Annotated in this window: 17 protein-coding genes; 8 read left to right on the top strand and 9 right to left on the bottom strand. The window is 70.2% G+C overall.

The window, feature by feature from the left end:
• Nucleotides 1-34: 34 nt before the first annotated feature.
• Complete coding sequence (locus tag QSK35_RS09310; protein ID WP_285744247.1) at nucleotides 35-820, top strand: carbon-nitrogen hydrolase family protein; 786 nt, start codon at nucleotides 35-37, stop codon at nucleotides 818-820.
• A 23-nt stretch (nucleotides 821-843) separates the two neighbouring features.
• Nucleotides 844-1,233: an antibiotic biosynthesis monooxygenase gene (locus tag QSK35_RS09315; protein WP_285744248.1), complete on the top strand. Its 390-nt coding sequence runs from the start codon at nucleotides 844-846 to the stop codon at nucleotides 1,231-1,233.
• Here QSK35_RS09315 and nadC read toward each other — a convergent pair.
• From nadC to nadA, 3 genes are read right to left on the bottom strand one after another with little or no spacing between them, the layout of a single operon-like run.
• On the bottom strand, nucleotides 1,230-2,066 hold the full coding sequence (gene nadC, locus QSK35_RS09320) for a carboxylating nicotinate-nucleotide diphosphorylase (RefSeq protein ID WP_285744249.1): 837 nt from the start codon (nucleotides 2,064-2,066) through the stop codon (nucleotides 1,230-1,232). The genes QSK35_RS09315 and nadC overlap by 4 nt on opposite strands.
• On the bottom strand, nucleotides 2,063-3,694 hold the full coding sequence (locus tag QSK35_RS09325; protein WP_285744251.1) for an L-aspartate oxidase: 1,632 nt from the start codon (nucleotides 3,692-3,694) through the stop codon (nucleotides 2,063-2,065). The genes nadC and QSK35_RS09325 overlap by 4 nt, the downstream gene beginning before the upstream one ends.
• Nucleotides 3,691-4,704, bottom strand: a complete 1,014-nt coding sequence (gene nadA / locus QSK35_RS09330) for a quinolinate synthase NadA (RefSeq protein ID WP_285744253.1) — start codon at nucleotides 4,702-4,704, stop codon at nucleotides 3,691-3,693. Before nadA ends, QSK35_RS09325 begins: the two co-directional genes overlap by 4 nt.
• 69 nt (nucleotides 4,705-4,773) lie before the next feature.
• Here nadA and QSK35_RS09335 point away from each other — a divergent pair, with 69 nt between their 5' ends.
• Both QSK35_RS09335 and QSK35_RS09340 read left to right on the top strand, forming a co-directional pair.
• Entirely contained in the window at nucleotides 4,774-5,478 is a 705-nt protein-coding gene (locus QSK35_RS09335) for an NUDIX hydrolase (RefSeq protein ID WP_285744255.1), read from the top strand.
• A gap of 9 nt (nucleotides 5,479-5,487) precedes the next feature.
• Nucleotides 5,488-6,168 (top strand): LON peptidase substrate-binding domain-containing protein, encoded by a 681-nt coding sequence (locus QSK35_RS09340; protein ID WP_285744257.1) that lies wholly within the window; start codon nucleotides 5,488-5,490, stop codon nucleotides 6,166-6,168.
• Here QSK35_RS09340 and QSK35_RS09345 read toward each other — a convergent pair.
• Nucleotides 6,165-7,184 (bottom strand): pentapeptide repeat-containing protein, encoded by a 1,020-nt coding sequence (locus tag QSK35_RS09345; RefSeq protein WP_285744259.1) that lies wholly within the window; start codon nucleotides 7,182-7,184, stop codon nucleotides 6,165-6,167. The genes QSK35_RS09340 and QSK35_RS09345 overlap by 4 nt on opposite strands.
• 45 nt (nucleotides 7,185-7,229) lie before the next feature.
• On the opposite strand from QSK35_RS09345, the gene QSK35_RS09350 reads away from it, so the two are divergent.
• From QSK35_RS09350 to QSK35_RS09360, 3 genes are all read left to right on the top strand, one after another.
• Nucleotides 7,230-7,538, top strand: a complete 309-nt coding sequence (locus QSK35_RS09350) for a hypothetical protein (protein ID WP_285744261.1) — start codon at nucleotides 7,230-7,232, stop codon at nucleotides 7,536-7,538.
• A 98-nt stretch (nucleotides 7,539-7,636) separates the two neighbouring features.
• The gene (locus tag QSK35_RS09355) at nucleotides 7,637-8,887 is read left to right on the top strand and encodes an MFS transporter (RefSeq protein ID WP_285744263.1); all 1,251 of its coding nucleotides are present in this window, start codon (nucleotides 7,637-7,639) and stop codon (nucleotides 8,885-8,887) included.
• A complete protein-coding gene (locus tag QSK35_RS09360) occupies nucleotides 8,884-9,606 on the top strand; it encodes a putative hydro-lyase (protein WP_285744265.1) in 723 nt (240 codons plus the stop codon). Before QSK35_RS09355 ends, QSK35_RS09360 begins: the two co-directional genes overlap by 4 nt.
• A gap of 39 nt (nucleotides 9,607-9,645) precedes the next feature.
• On the opposite strand, the gene QSK35_RS09365 is transcribed toward QSK35_RS09360, so the two are convergent.
• The 4 genes from QSK35_RS09365 to bioD form a co-directional block, all read right to left on the bottom strand.
• The gene (locus QSK35_RS09365; protein WP_285744266.1) at nucleotides 9,646-10,233 is read right to left on the bottom strand and encodes a DUF2567 domain-containing protein; all 588 of its coding nucleotides are present in this window, start codon (nucleotides 10,231-10,233) and stop codon (nucleotides 9,646-9,648) included.
• Nucleotides 10,234-10,243: 10 nt separating this feature from the next.
• On the bottom strand, nucleotides 10,244-10,435 hold the full coding sequence (gene bsaP, locus QSK35_RS09370; RefSeq protein ID WP_285744268.1) for a biotin synthase auxiliary protein BsaP: 192 nt from the start codon (nucleotides 10,433-10,435) through the stop codon (nucleotides 10,244-10,246).
• A 10-nt stretch (nucleotides 10,436-10,445) separates the two neighbouring features.
• A complete protein-coding gene (bioB, locus tag QSK35_RS09375) occupies nucleotides 10,446-11,462 on the bottom strand; it encodes a biotin synthase BioB (protein ID WP_285744270.1) in 1,017 nt (338 codons plus the stop codon).
• An 87-nt stretch (nucleotides 11,463-11,549) separates the two neighbouring features.
• On the bottom strand, nucleotides 11,550-12,272 hold the full coding sequence (gene bioD / locus QSK35_RS09380; RefSeq protein ID WP_285744272.1) for a dethiobiotin synthase: 723 nt from the start codon (nucleotides 12,270-12,272) through the stop codon (nucleotides 11,550-11,552).
• A gap of 36 nt (nucleotides 12,273-12,308) precedes the next feature.
• On the opposite strand from bioD, the gene QSK35_RS09385 reads away from it, so the two are divergent.
• On the top strand, nucleotides 12,309-12,551 hold the full coding sequence (locus tag QSK35_RS09385; RefSeq protein ID WP_285744274.1) for a glutaredoxin family protein: 243 nt from the start codon (nucleotides 12,309-12,311) through the stop codon (nucleotides 12,549-12,551).
• Here the strand turns inward: QSK35_RS09385 and QSK35_RS09390 are convergent.
• The gene (locus QSK35_RS09390) at nucleotides 12,524-13,720 is read right to left on the bottom strand and encodes an adenosylmethionine--8-amino-7-oxononanoate transaminase (RefSeq protein ID WP_285744489.1); all 1,197 of its coding nucleotides are present in this window, start codon (nucleotides 13,718-13,720) and stop codon (nucleotides 12,524-12,526) included. The genes QSK35_RS09385 and QSK35_RS09390 overlap by 28 nt on opposite strands.
• Between the last annotated feature and the right edge of the window lie 52 nt (nucleotides 13,721-13,772).

Genomic DNA, 13,772 nt, shown 5'->3' on the forward strand with positions numbered 1-13,772 from the left:
CCACGTCTTGGAGCACGCCAACTAGAGTGGTGCCATGCGCATCGCGGTGTGCCAGATCAGTTCGTCCACCGAACCGGCGGCCAACCTTGAGCTGGTGCGGGCCGGAGTCGCCGACGCGGCCGCGCAGGGCGCGCGGGTGGTCTTGTTCCCCGAGGCCACGATGTGCCGCTTCGGCGTTCCGCTCGGCCCCGTCGCCGAGCCGCTGGACGGGCCGTGGGCCACGGCCGTGCGGGCGATCGCCGTCGAGCACGGTGTCGTCGTGGTCGCGGGCATGTTCACGCCGTCCGGCGATCGCGTGACGAACACCCTGCTGATCACCGGCGCGGACGTGCACCGCGGCTACGACAAGATCCACCTGTTCGACGCGTTCGGGTTCACCGAGTCGCGCACGGTCGCGCCGGGGTCGGAGATCGTCACGATCGACGTCGACGGCGTCACGCTGGGCGTCGCGACCTGCTACGACATCCGGTTCCCGGAGCTCTTCCACGCGCTCGCGGACGAGGGCGCGACGGCCGTGCTGCTCGGGGCCTCGTGGGGTGCGGGGCCGGGCAAGCGCGAACAGTGGGAGCTGCTGGTCCGGGCGCGGGCCCTGGACTGCACTTCGTTCGTCGTCGCGTGCGGCCAGGCGTATCCCGGCGATCTCGGGTCCACCGCGCCGACCGGCATCGGGTACAGCACCGTCGCCGGACCGTTGGGCGACGTCATCACTCAGCTCGACGGCGAGCCCGCTCTCGCCGTGGTCGACATCGACCCCAGCAAGGTCGAGGAAGCACGGAAGGTGTTGCCCGTGCTCGCGAATCGGGTGTTGACCTCAAGTTAGGTCGAGGTCCGAGGATGATCGCCATGACGATTCCCGCAGGCATCACCCGCGAACACATCGACGGCTTCGAGCTCTACCGCGGCGCCGTGAACAAGGACAAGACCCCCGGCTGCGTCGTGCTGGTCAAGGTCGACACCGAGAACGCCGAGGTCGCCCGCGAGTGGGTGGACGCCGTGTTCCACGCGATCGAGACCGACCCGGACTTACCGCGTGAGGGCGGCATCTCCGCGCACTTCCACATCAGTGCGGACGGCAAGCGCGTCATCAACTACGCCGAGTGGATCTCCGAGGAGGCGCACGTCGCCGCCCTGGAGGCACCCGGTCAGGGCGTCGGCTCGGACACGCCGGAATGGCGCCGGGTGCAGAACTTCCCCGGCGTCACTCCGGTCGGCTTCGACCGCTACTCCATTTAACGCAGGTCCAGGCCCAGGTCGAGGGCGGGCGACGAGTGCGTCAGCCCGCCCACCGCCAAGTAGTCCACCCCGGTCTCGGCGTACGCGCGGGCAACGTCCAGCGTGAGCCCGCCCGACGCCTCCAGCTTCACGCCGACCGGACGCCTCGACACGGCTTCGGCGCACTGCGCGGGCGTGAAGTTGTCCAGCAGGATCAGCTGCGCGCCCTCGGCGACGGCCTCGTCGAACTGGGCGAGCGTGTCGACCTCGACCTCGCATTCCAACGAGGGCGCGTGCGCGCGTGCGGCCCGGATGGCGGCGCCGACCGAACCGGCCGCGGCGACGTGGTTGTCCTTGATCAGCACCGCGTCACCGAGGCCGAGGCGGTGGTTGACGCCACCGCCACAGCGCACCGCGTACTTCTGCAGCAACCGCAGGCCCGGCAACGTCTTGCGGGAGTCACGAACCGCGGCGCCCGTACCGTCGATCGCCTTCACCCACGCCGCGGTCGCGGTCGCGATGCCGGACAGGTGACAGACCAGGTTCAACGCCGTGCGCTCGGCCGTCAGCAGGCCCCGGACCGGGCCGCGCAACACCAGTGCGGGCTCGCCGGGCACGGCCTTCTCCCCGTCCGACGCCTGCGAGACGACCTCGAGATCGTCGCCCAGGACCGTGCGGAACACCTCCAGCGCCACCGGCACCCCGGCGAGCACGCCGCCGCGGCGGGGTGTGAGCTCCGCGAGCGCCACGGCATCCGCGGGCACGGTCGACGCGGTCGTCGCGTCCGGGCCGTACCGGAGGTCCTCCGCCAGAGCCGTCTCGATCACCCGGCGCGCATCGTCCCAGTCGATCATGCGACACCTTCCGTGAGAACCGGATCCGCCAGCACCGGCTGGCCGGTCGGGGTGAGCCGCACGACCTGGCTGCGCCGCCACGCGTCCGACCGCTCGGGGAAGTCCGTACGCACGTGGCAGCCGCGCGACTCGGTGCGTTCGGCCGCGGCGGCGATCAACGCGCGCGCCGCCATCGTCAGCGCCGCGTCCTCGACCAGTTCCCGCGTGTCCAGCACACGGTCCACAGTGGACACATCGAGTACCGATCCAACGACCGCGAGCCCCTCGGCGTCACGGCCAATGGCCGCGTACCGGGACATGACCCGCTGCAACAGGTCCCGATCGGCGACGGGCGCGACCGGCAGCACCGGGTCGACGCCGTTGCGCGGCTCGGCGAGCAGACCGACAGCAAGATCGGTGACGATCGCCTCGGCGGCACGCGTGCCGCACACGAGCCCTTCGAGCAGACTGTTGGACGCCAGGCGGTTCGCGCCGTGCAGCCCGGTGCGCGCGACCTCACCGGCCGCGTACAGGCCGGTCACGCCGGTTCGTCCATCCACAGTGGACACCACACCGCCGCACGCGAAGTGCGCCGCGGGAGCCACCGGGATCGGGTCGACCGCCGGGTTCACGCCGGCCGCGACACACGCCGCGTAGACGGTCGGGAACCGGGTCGCCATGTCGTGCAACGACGTCGCGTCGAGGAAGACGTGGTCGTCCACACCGCCCGGCTCGAGCGCCATGTGCCGGGTGATCGCGGCCGCCACGACGTCGCGCGGCGCGAGGTCCTCCAGCGGGTGCACGCCCTGCATCACGCGCGCGCCGGTCGCGTCGACGAGGATCGCGCCCTCGCCGCGCACCGCCTCGGTGACCAACGGGCACCGGCCGCGTGCGCCGCGTCCGGTATAGAGCACGGTCGGGTGGAACTGCACGAACTCGACGTCCGCGGCGACCGCGCCCGCGCGCAACGCCAGCGCCAGGCCGTCGCCCGTCGCGACCGCCGGGTTCGAGGTCGCCTGGTACATCTGCCCGAGGCCGCCGGTCGCCAGCAGTACGGCCGGAGCGCCGAGCACGCCGGGCACGCCGTTGCCGTCCAGCACGAGCAATCCGCACACGGCGCCGAGCGGCGTCCGGATCGCGTCGACCGCGACGTGGTTCTCCAGCAACGGAACCCGGCCGTCCACGGTGGCCTTCAGCAACGCGCGCTCGACCTCGGCGCCGGTCGCGTCACCGCCCGCGTGCACGACGCGGAACGCGCTGTGCCCGCCTTCGCGGGTGCGCTCCAGCGTGCCGTCGCCCTTGGCGTCGAACATCGCGCCGAGTGAGCGAAGCCGTTGCACGGCCTCAGGACCGTCGCTGATGATCGCCGCGACCGCGGCCTCGTCGCACAGACCGGCGCCCGCGACGAGCGTGTCCGCGATGTGCGCCTGGACCGTGTCGCCGGGGTCGTGCTCCTGCGGCAGCACGACCGCGACGCCCCCCTGGGCGTACCGCGTGTTGCCGTCGTCGCCGGACGCCTTGGTCACGACCAGAACGCGAAGTCCCAGCTCACGGGCTCGCAGCGCGGCGGTCAAGCCCGCCACGCCGGTGCCGACCACGATGAGGTCGGCCCGCGCCTCCCACACAGGGCCCAAAACGGTCTCTGTCATTCCCCGCCGCCTGGCTGCCCGATCTCGATCATGCGCTGCACGGCGCCCTGCGCCTTCTTCGCGGTCTCCAGGTCGACGTGCACCTCGTCCAGGCCGTCGCGCACGCAGCGCAGCAGGGCTGCCGGCGTGATCATCTTCATGTAGGTGCACGACGCGCGGTCGTTGACGGCGCGGAAGTCGATCTCCGGGGCGGCCTTGCGCAGCTGGTGCAGCATGCCGACCTCGGTGGCCACGAGGACCTTGCGGGCGTTGGTCGAACGCGCGGCGGTGATCATGTCGCCGGTCGAGAGGATCTTGACCTTCTCGGACGGGACGATGCCCTCGCCGCTCAGGTACAGCGCGGACGTCGCGCACCCGCACTCCGGGTGGATGAACAGGTCCGCGTCCGGGTTCTGCGCGGCGCGCTCGGCCAGCTCGGGGCCGTTGATGCCGGCGTGCACGTGGCACTCCCCCGCCCAGATGTGCAGGTTCTCGCGGCCGGTCTCGCGCTTCACGTGCGCGCCCAGGAACTGGTCCGGGCAGAACAGCACCTCGCGGTCGGCCGGGATCGACCGGACGACGTCGACCGCGTTGGACGACGTGCAGCAGATGTCCGTCTCGGCCTTCACCTCGGCGGTCGTGTTCACGTACGACACGACGACCGCGTTCGGGTATTGCGCCTTCCACTCGCGCAGCTGCGCGCCGGTGATCGAGTCGGCGAGCGAGCAGCCCGCGCGCTCGTCCGGGATGAGCACCGTCTTGTCCGGCGAGAGGATCTTCGCGGTCTCGGCCATGAAGTGCACGCCGCAGAAGATGATCGTGCTCGCGTCGCTCTGCGCCGCGATCCGGCTGAGCGCCAGCGAGTCGCCGGTGTGGTGCGCGATGTCCTGGATCTCCGGCAGCTGGTAGTTGTGCGCCAGGATGACGGCGTCACGCTCCTTGGCCAGGCGCAGCACCTCCTCGCGCCACGCGGCGTCCGGCTCGACTCCGCCGAACACACCCGACGCGGTCCGTTCGACCACCGCGGTCATAGCTGCCTCCTCGACCCCTTCCAGGGTTTTCGCCTAACGGTCGAAAACGGGGTCGATAGTATCAGCCGAGTGGGTGTCGCGGGGCATGAGGTTCTGGCCGCAGTTCTCCAGGTGAGAGCGGGATCACTCCAGGTCATGCTCTGGCAGCGCGCCAGGGAACCGCATGCTCACCGCTGGTCACTGCCGGGCGGCGGGTTGCGCCCGGATGAAGACGTGGAGACGTCCATCCGGCGGCAGCTGGCCGAGAAGGTGGACGTGAGACAACTCTCACACGTCGAGCAGCTGGCCGTTTTCAGCGCCCCGGACCGCGTTCCGGACCAACGGGTCGTCGCCACGGCGTTCCTCGGTCTCGTCCCCTCGGACGTGGATCCGGTGGTCCCGTCCGACACGCGCTGGCATCCCGTGGACGCGCTGCCTCCCACGGCGTTCGACCACAAGGCGATCGTGCTGCGGGCCCGTTCCCGCCTGGCCGCGAAGCTGTCGTACACGAACCTCGGCTTCGCCCTGGCTCCACCGGAGTTCACGATCTCGGCGCTGCGGTCGCTGTACTCGGCCGCGCTGGGCTACCGGGTCTCCGCGACGAACCTGCAGCGGGTGCTGTCGCGCCGCGGCCTGCTGGAACCGACCGGCGACACCTCTCCCCCCGGCCCGTCGGGCGGCCGGCCGGCGGCGCTCTTCCGTTTCAGCGCAAGGGGAATCCTCGTGACCGACCCGTTCGCCGTACTGAGACCGCCGGGCGGTGGCCGTCCGGCAGGCGCGTCCGGCACGCCGTAACGTGGACGCGTGGCCGAGACGCTTCCACTCTTCCCCCTGGGCACCGTGCTGCTGCCCGGAGCGTCGCTGCCGCTGCACATCTTCGAGCCGCGCTACCGCCAGCTGACCGTCGACCTGATGACGGGCACGCTCCCGTCCCGCACCTTCGGGGTCGTCTGCATCAAGCAGGGCTGGGAGGTCGGCCTCGACAACGTGGAGTCGATGCACGACATCGGCTGCGCCGCCGAACTGCGCGAGGCCGTGCCGCTGAGCGACGGCCGCTTCGACATCGTCGCGCGCGGGGAGCGCCGGTTCCGCGTCATCGACGTCGACTCCACCTCCGCTCCGTACCTGATCGGATCGATTGAGTGGCTCTCGGACGCGCCCGTTCCCACCGCGGCGCGCGAGGTGATCCCGTTACTGGAAGCGGGCGCTCGGACCGCGCACGAGCGGTACTGCGCGGCCGCCTGGAAGCCCGAGGACTGGACCGCGCCGCCGGACGACACGCCTCTGGGGGCGTTGTCGTACGTGATCGCGTCGGATGCCCTGTTGCCGGTCGAGGATCGGCAGCGGCTGCTGGAGGAGGGGTCGCCGGCCCGGCGGTTGCGGCTCGTGCGGAAGATGCTGCATCGGGAGACCGGGATTCTGCAGGCCCTGCACGCTGTGCCCGTGCCGCTGACCGAGTTCGGGCACGTGCCTTCGCCGAACTAGTTGCTCACCCACCAAGCGCCCTTGGTGTTCAGGTCGTACTGGGCGCGCTCGGTTATCGCGGCGTCGTGCTTGGCGCCGGTGAAGTCGACGTTCTCGATCCGCGCGTCGGTCAGGTCGGCCTGCGTGAGGTCGGCGCCGACCAGCTTCACGTTCCTGAAGAAGTTGTTTCCCAGCTTCGCCGCGTTCAGCTTCGCCCCGGTCAGATCCACGTCCTCGAGGAACACGTACCCGTTCAGCTCGGCCCCCTTCAGCTCGGCGCCGACGAGCGTGGCCCCGGCCAACTTCACGAGACTGCCGCTCGCAAGGTTCAGCTTCGCCTCGGTCAGGTCGGCGCCCTCCAGAGCGAACAGGGACAGGTCGGCGCGGTTCGCCTCGATCTGCGCGAGGCAGGTGTTGCGCAGATCCACGTTCGACCGCCGGTCCTGGAACTCCTCGCGGGTCAGCACCCGCCGTCCCAGCACGACGAACGCGGCCTGCACGTCCGCCGGCGTCTTCGGGCAGGTGGCCTGCCTCGGGCTCGCGGTGCGGATGAACGCGCTCAGCACCTCGACGACCGTCAGCCGGTCGCGCGGCGAGTCGACCGCGATGCGCTCCAACGCGAAGATGCCGCCCAGGCGTACCTGCAAGTCGGGCCTGCCCAGCTGGTCGATGGCCTTGGTGTAGCGGTCGGTGATCTGGCCCTGCTCGGCCACGGCGATCTGGTCGTGGGTCGCGCGCAGGGACAACGCCGTGAACACCAGGGCGCCCAGTGCCGTGAACGCGGTGACCATCGTCGCCAGCTGGGTGCGGTCCACCGGCGGTTTCTCTGCCGGCGTTGTCTTTGGACGGCTGCGCCACCACACGACGGCCGCCGCGGCCGCCAGCGTGATGACCAGGCCGACGATCCACCAGCGGCCGAGCCAGTCCAGGACGGTCTGCCACGCCGGCAGCACGTCCGCGTGCGCCAGCTCCGCGACGAGCGCGCCCAGCGCCAATGCGGCGAGGGCCGCGCTGATCAGCTTTGCTCTGTTCCGCATATCCGGTTAGTCGTCACGTGATGCCCGAGTGTCACCCTTGGCCGCATGACCGTCTGGCACCTCCGGCGCGGCGACGAGCTGCTCGGCACGATCACGATCACCGATGGCGACTTCCCCTGGCTGTCCGGCCGCTTCGCGCCCGAGCCGGGGTTCGCCGAGTTCGCGCCGCTCTTCGCCGAAGAACTGGCTCTGCTGGAATCCGAGGACTGGGAGGCGTGGGAGGCCGCCTACGACCGCATCAGCGGCCAGCTCACCCTCGTCGCACCCGACGGTCCGGTCGCCGAGTTCCTCCTCCACGTCCAAGGCGACGAGGCCTGGTTCCGCTGGAGCGACGAACCCTTCGACCAGGATTGAGGGATCGTGGGATTGCCCCCTTGTCGGATTGTTCAACAATCCTCTACTGTGAGCCAGGCAACACCGCTGGCTACCCTCCTGGCTGCGAGGTGCACTGGATGAGCACGAACACAACCACCGAGAGGCCGTTCGCCTGGTTCCGCACGCTGGGCCGCAACGGCAAGCGCGCGTTCGTGGGCGCGTTCGGCGGCTACGGCCTGGACTCCTACGACTACTGGGTCCTGCCACTGAGCCTGGTCGCGATCACGTCGTACTTCCACATCAGCAAGGGACAGGCGGGCCTGCTCGGCACGGCCACGCTCATCCTCAGCGCGCTGGGCGGTGCGGTCGCGGGCATCATGGCCGACCGGATCGGCCGCTCCAAGACCTTGATGATCACGGTCGGCACGTATGCGCTGTTCACCGTGCTGTGCGGGTTCGCGCCGAACTACGAGACGCTGCTGGTCTTCCGCGCGCTCCAAGGACTCGGCTTCGGCGGTGAGTGGGCGGCGGGCGCGATCCTGGTCGCCGAGTACTGCCGCCCGCACTACCGGGGCCGCACGGTGGCGTTCATCCAGAGCGCCTGGGCCGTCGGCTGGGGGCTCGCGGTCATCGTCTACACGCTGGTGTTCGAGTTCGTCAGCCAGGACACCGCGTGGCGCGTGATGTTCTGGACCGGCGCGCTCCCCGCGGTGCTGATCTTCTACGTGCGGCGCAACGTCGAGGACAACCCCGAGGTCACCAGGCGGCGCCAGGAAAGCCCGGTCAAGGGGACCTTCGCGAAGATCTTCCAGGGTGAGGTCGGCCGCAAGACGTTGTTCGCCGCCATCCTCGCGACCGGCGTGCAGGGCGGCTACTACACGCTCGCGACGTGGCTGCCCGCGTACCTCAAGACCGAGCGCCACCTCACGGTCGTCGGCACCGGCGGGTACCTCGCGTTCCTCATCGTCGGCGCGTTCACCGGGTACGTCACCGGCGGCTACCTGACCGACTACCTCGGGCGTAAACGGACGTTCACGCTGTTCGCGGTGGCCAGCGCCATCCTGATCGTCGGCTACACGCAGATTCCCAACGGCGCCAACACGTTGGTGATGTTCCTCGGCTTCCCGCTCGGGTTCTGCATGTCCGCGATCTTCAGCGGGTTCGGCAGCTACCTCGCCGAGCTGTACCCGCACGAGCTGCGCGGCACCGGCCAGGGCTTCACGTACAACTTCGGGCGCGCGTTCGGCGCGGTGTTCCCCGGACTCGTCGGGTTCCTGGCCGACAGCTGGGGTATCGGCGGCGCCATGGTGTTCGCCGCGGTCGCTTACGGCATCGCGGTGCTGGCGCTGATCCCGTTGCCCGAGACCGCGAACTCGGACCTGTCGTGACCACGTCGGGGGTCGCGCCCGGCTACGCGCAGGCCAACCTGATCGCGGTGCCGCGGGACTGGGCGTACGACGTTCTCCTGTTCGCGCAACGCAACCCGAAGCCGTGCCCGATCCTCGACGTCACCGACGAAGGCGAGACCACCAGCCACCTCGCCCCCGGCAAGGACATCCGATCCCACATCCCGCGCTACCGGGTGTGGGAGCACGGCGAGCTGACCGAAGAGCCCGAGGACGTCACCGAGTACTGGCGCGACGACCTGGTGAGCTTCCTGATCGGCTGCAGCTTCTCCTTCGAGACGCTGCTCGTCCAAGCGGGCGTGCCGTTGCGCCATATCGACCAACGCAAGAACGTCGCGATGTACGTGACGAACCGCGAATGCCGGCCGGCGGAACGGATGCACGGGCCGCTGGTGGTCTCCATGCGCTGGATCCCGGAGTCCGATGTGGACACCGCGGTGAAGACCACCGCCATGATGCCCGCCGTGCACGGGGCGCCGGTTCACATCGGTGCCCCGGAGGAGCTCGGGATCAAGGACATCACGGCCCCGGACGAAGGCGAGTACGCGGAACCGGAACCCGGTGACGTGCCGGTGTTCTGGGCCTGCGGGGTGACACCGCAGATGGCACTGCGAAAGTCGAAACCGCCGTTCGCCATCACGCACGCGCCGGGTCAGATGTTCGTCACCGACGTGCCGGACGCGACCTACCTGGTGTCGTGAGTGGTTTCCGTCGTCATAGCGACGGAAACCACTCACGACCTAGCCCAGTCGGCGCCCCAAGTCGTCGAGGCCGTTCCACGCAGCGCAACAGCCGTAGGCCAGCGCCGTGGCGAGCGGCCACGCGAGCAGCCCCCACCACGTCTCCAGGCTGGGGGCCTCGGCCACCACCTGGTTGACCTTCAAATCCGCCGGAATCGCGTAGATGCCCGCCGCCGACCCGAGGCCGGTCGTCTGCGCCACCCACGCGGCGCCCAGCGAGCCCAGGACCGCGGCGAGCATGATCACCGGGCCGCGACGCTGGCGCAGCAGCCACATGCCGATGCCCGTCACCAGGCCGAGCCCGAGGCCGAGCATCACGAACACCATCAGCGCGTCCAGCCGGTGGTAGCTCTCCAGGCCGACCGGGAACGGCTTGCCGTTCTCCAGGATGATCTTGTTCTGGGCCGGCGCGAGGCGCGCCCACAGCCAGCCCGCGGGCAGGCCGAGCATCGGGATCGAGAAGAGCACGGCGATGGCCGGGACCAGGTCGCGCTTGACCACCACGCGCGGCCGCGCCCGGACGAAGTAGTAGACGTACGCCGGTTCCGGAGCAGGGTCGATGCGAACCGGTGCCGCCTTGTCTTCCATTCGCGAAAGGTTACCGCGCCGAGGTGATCTCGCCGTGACGGCTGCACCGGGCCGTCCACCCGTCCGGGGTGACCTGAACGACCATGCGCCGCGCACAGGACGAGCAGTAGCGCGGCGGGTCGATGAAGGACAGCCGCTTCTCGCACGCGGAGTGGTCGCCCTCGGCCGTGGGTTTCCCGCAGTACGAACAGAACTCGTTCACAGTGCTCGTCCTACAGGGTCTGACTCAGGGCCTTGATCGGCATGGACAGCTCCTCGAGCATGTCGAGGTCCTGCTGCGCCGGGCGGCCCAGGTTCGTCAGGTAGTTGCCGACGATGATCGCGTTGATGCCGCCGAGCATGCCCTGCTTGGCGCCCAGGTCGCCGAACGTCAGCTCACGGCCGCCGGCGAAGCGCAGGATCGTGCGGGGCAGGGCGAGGCGGAACGCGCCGACCGTGCGCAGCGCCTCGGCGCCCTCGACGACCGGGTAGTTCTCGTACGGCGTGCCGGGGTTCGGGATGAGGAAGTTCAGCGGCACCTCGTCGGGCTGCAACGACGCGAGCTGCACGGCGAACTCGGCGCGCTGCGCGAGGGTCTCCCCCATGCCGATGATGCCGCCGCAGCAGACCTCCATGCCCGCCTCGCGCACCATCCGCAGCGTGTCCCAGCGCTCCTCCCAGGAGTGCGTGGTGACGACGTTCGGGAAGTGCGAACGCGCGGTCTCGAGGTTGTGGTTGTAGCGGTGGCAGCCCATCGCGACGAGCTCGTCGACCTGCTCCTGCGTGAGCATGCCGAGCGAGCACGCGATCTGGATGTCGTTGCCGTCCTCGCGGATCGCCTTGATGCCGTCACGGACCTGCGACAGCAGCCGCTTGTCCGGGCCGCGCACCGCGGCGACGATGCAGAACTCGGTCGCGCCGGTGTCCCGCGTCTGCCGCGCCGCGCGCACCAGGCCGGGGATGTCGAGCCACGCCGACCGCACCGGTGAGGGGAACTGGCCGGACTGCGAGCAGAAGTGGCAGTCCTCCGGGCAGCCGCCGGTCTTCAGGCTGACGATGCCCTCGACCTCGACCTCGGGGCCGCACCAGCGCTCGCGCACCTCGTGCGCCAGCGCGAGGAGCTCCGGGATGCGCTCGTCGGGCAGTTCCAGTACCTGCAGCACCTGCTGCTCGTCGAGTCCGATGCCACGCTCGAGCACCTGCTCACGCGCAGCGTCCAACACGTCGATCTGCTCAGGAGCGGCAGTCACGAGTTCTCCTCACGGCGGTTCGGCGGTCGCACAGCAGTTTGCCTCACGAAAGGCTCTGTTACGGAGCGATGAACGTCACTGCGAAGGTCACGGGGACACGAAGCGGCCGGTGAAGTTCTCCGGGTCGAAGCACCCGCCGAACCACGGCGACAGCGCCTCACGCGCGACCGGAAGAAAGTCTTCCCTGCTCAGATGGGGTGCGCCCGCTGGAAGAGCGCCCAGCAGCGGACCACCGGCGGCCTCCGGGAGGTCGGTCAGGTTGCACAGCGCGGCGAGATCGGGATCGCGCGGCCAGTTGCCGACGACGACGCCGACGGACTCCAGACCGCGCCTGAGCAGGGCCTCAGCCGTGAGCGCGGTCATGTTCAACGTGCCGAGCCCGGCGTGCGCGACGACCAGCACCGGGGCGTTCACCGCCCACGCGACGTCCGCGATGGTCGAGCCCTCGTCGTCGAACCGGACGAGCAGCCCGCCCGCGCCCTCGACCAGCACGAGGTCGTGGGTCTGGGTCAGCGACGTGATCTCCGCCGCGATGTCCTTCGGGTGCAGGGTCGGCATCCCCGCGCGTCTGGCGGCCGTCGCGGGCGCCAGCGGTTCGGGGTATCTGACCAGCTCACGGGCCGTGACGACAGGACCGGCGAGACGGACGACCTCGTCGACGTCTCCCGGCTCACCGGGCAGCAGCCCGGTCTGGGCCGGCTTCAGCACCGCCACCCGTCTGCCTTCCGCGGCTGCCACCGCGGCCAAGGCTGCGGTGACGGCCGTCTTGCCGACCTCCGTACCGGTTCCCGTGATCACGAGCACGCTCACGGGAACCCACCCTAGGACGTGACCTACCGTAACGGCATGACCGAGCACGGGATCGTGATGTACGGCGCGGAGTGGTGCGGTGACTGCCGCCGCGCGAAGTCGTGGCTGACCCGCAACGACGTGGCCTTCACCTACGTCGACGTCGAGCACGACGACGCGGCCCGTGACCGCGCCGTCGAGATCTCCGGCCGCAAGAACATCCCAGTCGTGGTCCTGCCCAACGGCGAGTTCCTCGTCGAGCCGACCGACACTCAGTTGGCCGCGGCGATCACGGCCTGACAGATCGCCGCGACGTCGTCGTCCGTGCTGATGAACGGCGGCATGGTGTAGATCAGGTCGCGGAACGGCCGCAGCCACACACCCGCGTCCACCGCGGCCTCGGTCGCGCGCGCCATGTCCACCGGCTCGTGCAGCTGCACGACGCCGATGGCACCGAGAACCCGCACGTCGCGCACACCGGGCAGCGACCGAGCGGGCGCCAGGCCGGTGTGCAGGCCCTGCTCGATCCGGCGGACCTCGCACTGCCAGTCCTGCGAGAGCAACAGGTCGATCGACGCCAGCGACACGGCCGCGGCCAGCGGGTTGCCCATGAACGTCGGCCCGTGCGCCAGCACCGGCACCTCGCCGCGGGAGATGCCCTCGGCGACCCGCGACGAGCACAGCGCGGCCGCCATGGTCAGGTATCCGCCGGTCAGCGACTTGCCGAGGCACATGACGTCCGGGCGGATGCCCGCGTGGTCCATGGCGAAGAGCTCGCCGGTGCGGCCGAAGCCGGTCGCGATCTCGTCGAAGATCAGCAGCACGTCGTGCGTGAGGCACAGCTCGCGCAGCACGTGCAGGTAGCGCGGGGCGTGGAACCGCATGCCGCCGGCGCCCTGCACGACCGGCTCGACGATCACCGCGGCCAGTTCACCCGCGTGCTGTTCGATCAGGTCGGACAGGTGCTGGACGTATGCCGTGTCCATCCCTGAGGGAGGCGCGTCGGCGAACACCTGCTCGGGCAGCACACCACGCCACAGGGAGTGCATGCCGCCGTCCGGGTCGCAGACGGACATCGGGTGGAACGTGTCGCCGTGGTAGCCGCCGCGCCACGTGAGCAGGCGCCGCTTCTCCGGGCGGCCTTGCGAACGCCAGTACTGCAGGCACATCTTGATCGCGACCTCGACCGACACCGACCCCGAGTCGCACAGGAACACGTGGTCCATGCCGGTGAGCTCGACGAGCTTCGCGGACAGCCGGATCGCTGGCTCGTGCGTGAGGCCGCCGAACATCACGTGGCTCATCCGGCCGACCTGCGCGCGCATGGCCTCGTCCAGCACGGGGTGCCGATAGCCGTGGATCGCCGCCCACCACGACGACATGCCGTCGATCAGCTCGCGCCCGTCGGCCAGGCGCAGCCGGACACCCTGTGCCGACTCGACGAGCAGCGGCTCCTGGGTGCCCGGCATCGGGCCGTACGGGTGCCAGACGTGCGCCCGGTCCAGCTTCAGCAGGTCGTCC

This window comes from Lentzea sp. NBRC 105346 (genome assembly GCF_030269605.1).
Lineage (GTDB): Bacteria > Actinomycetota > Actinomycetes > Mycobacteriales > Pseudonocardiaceae > Lentzea.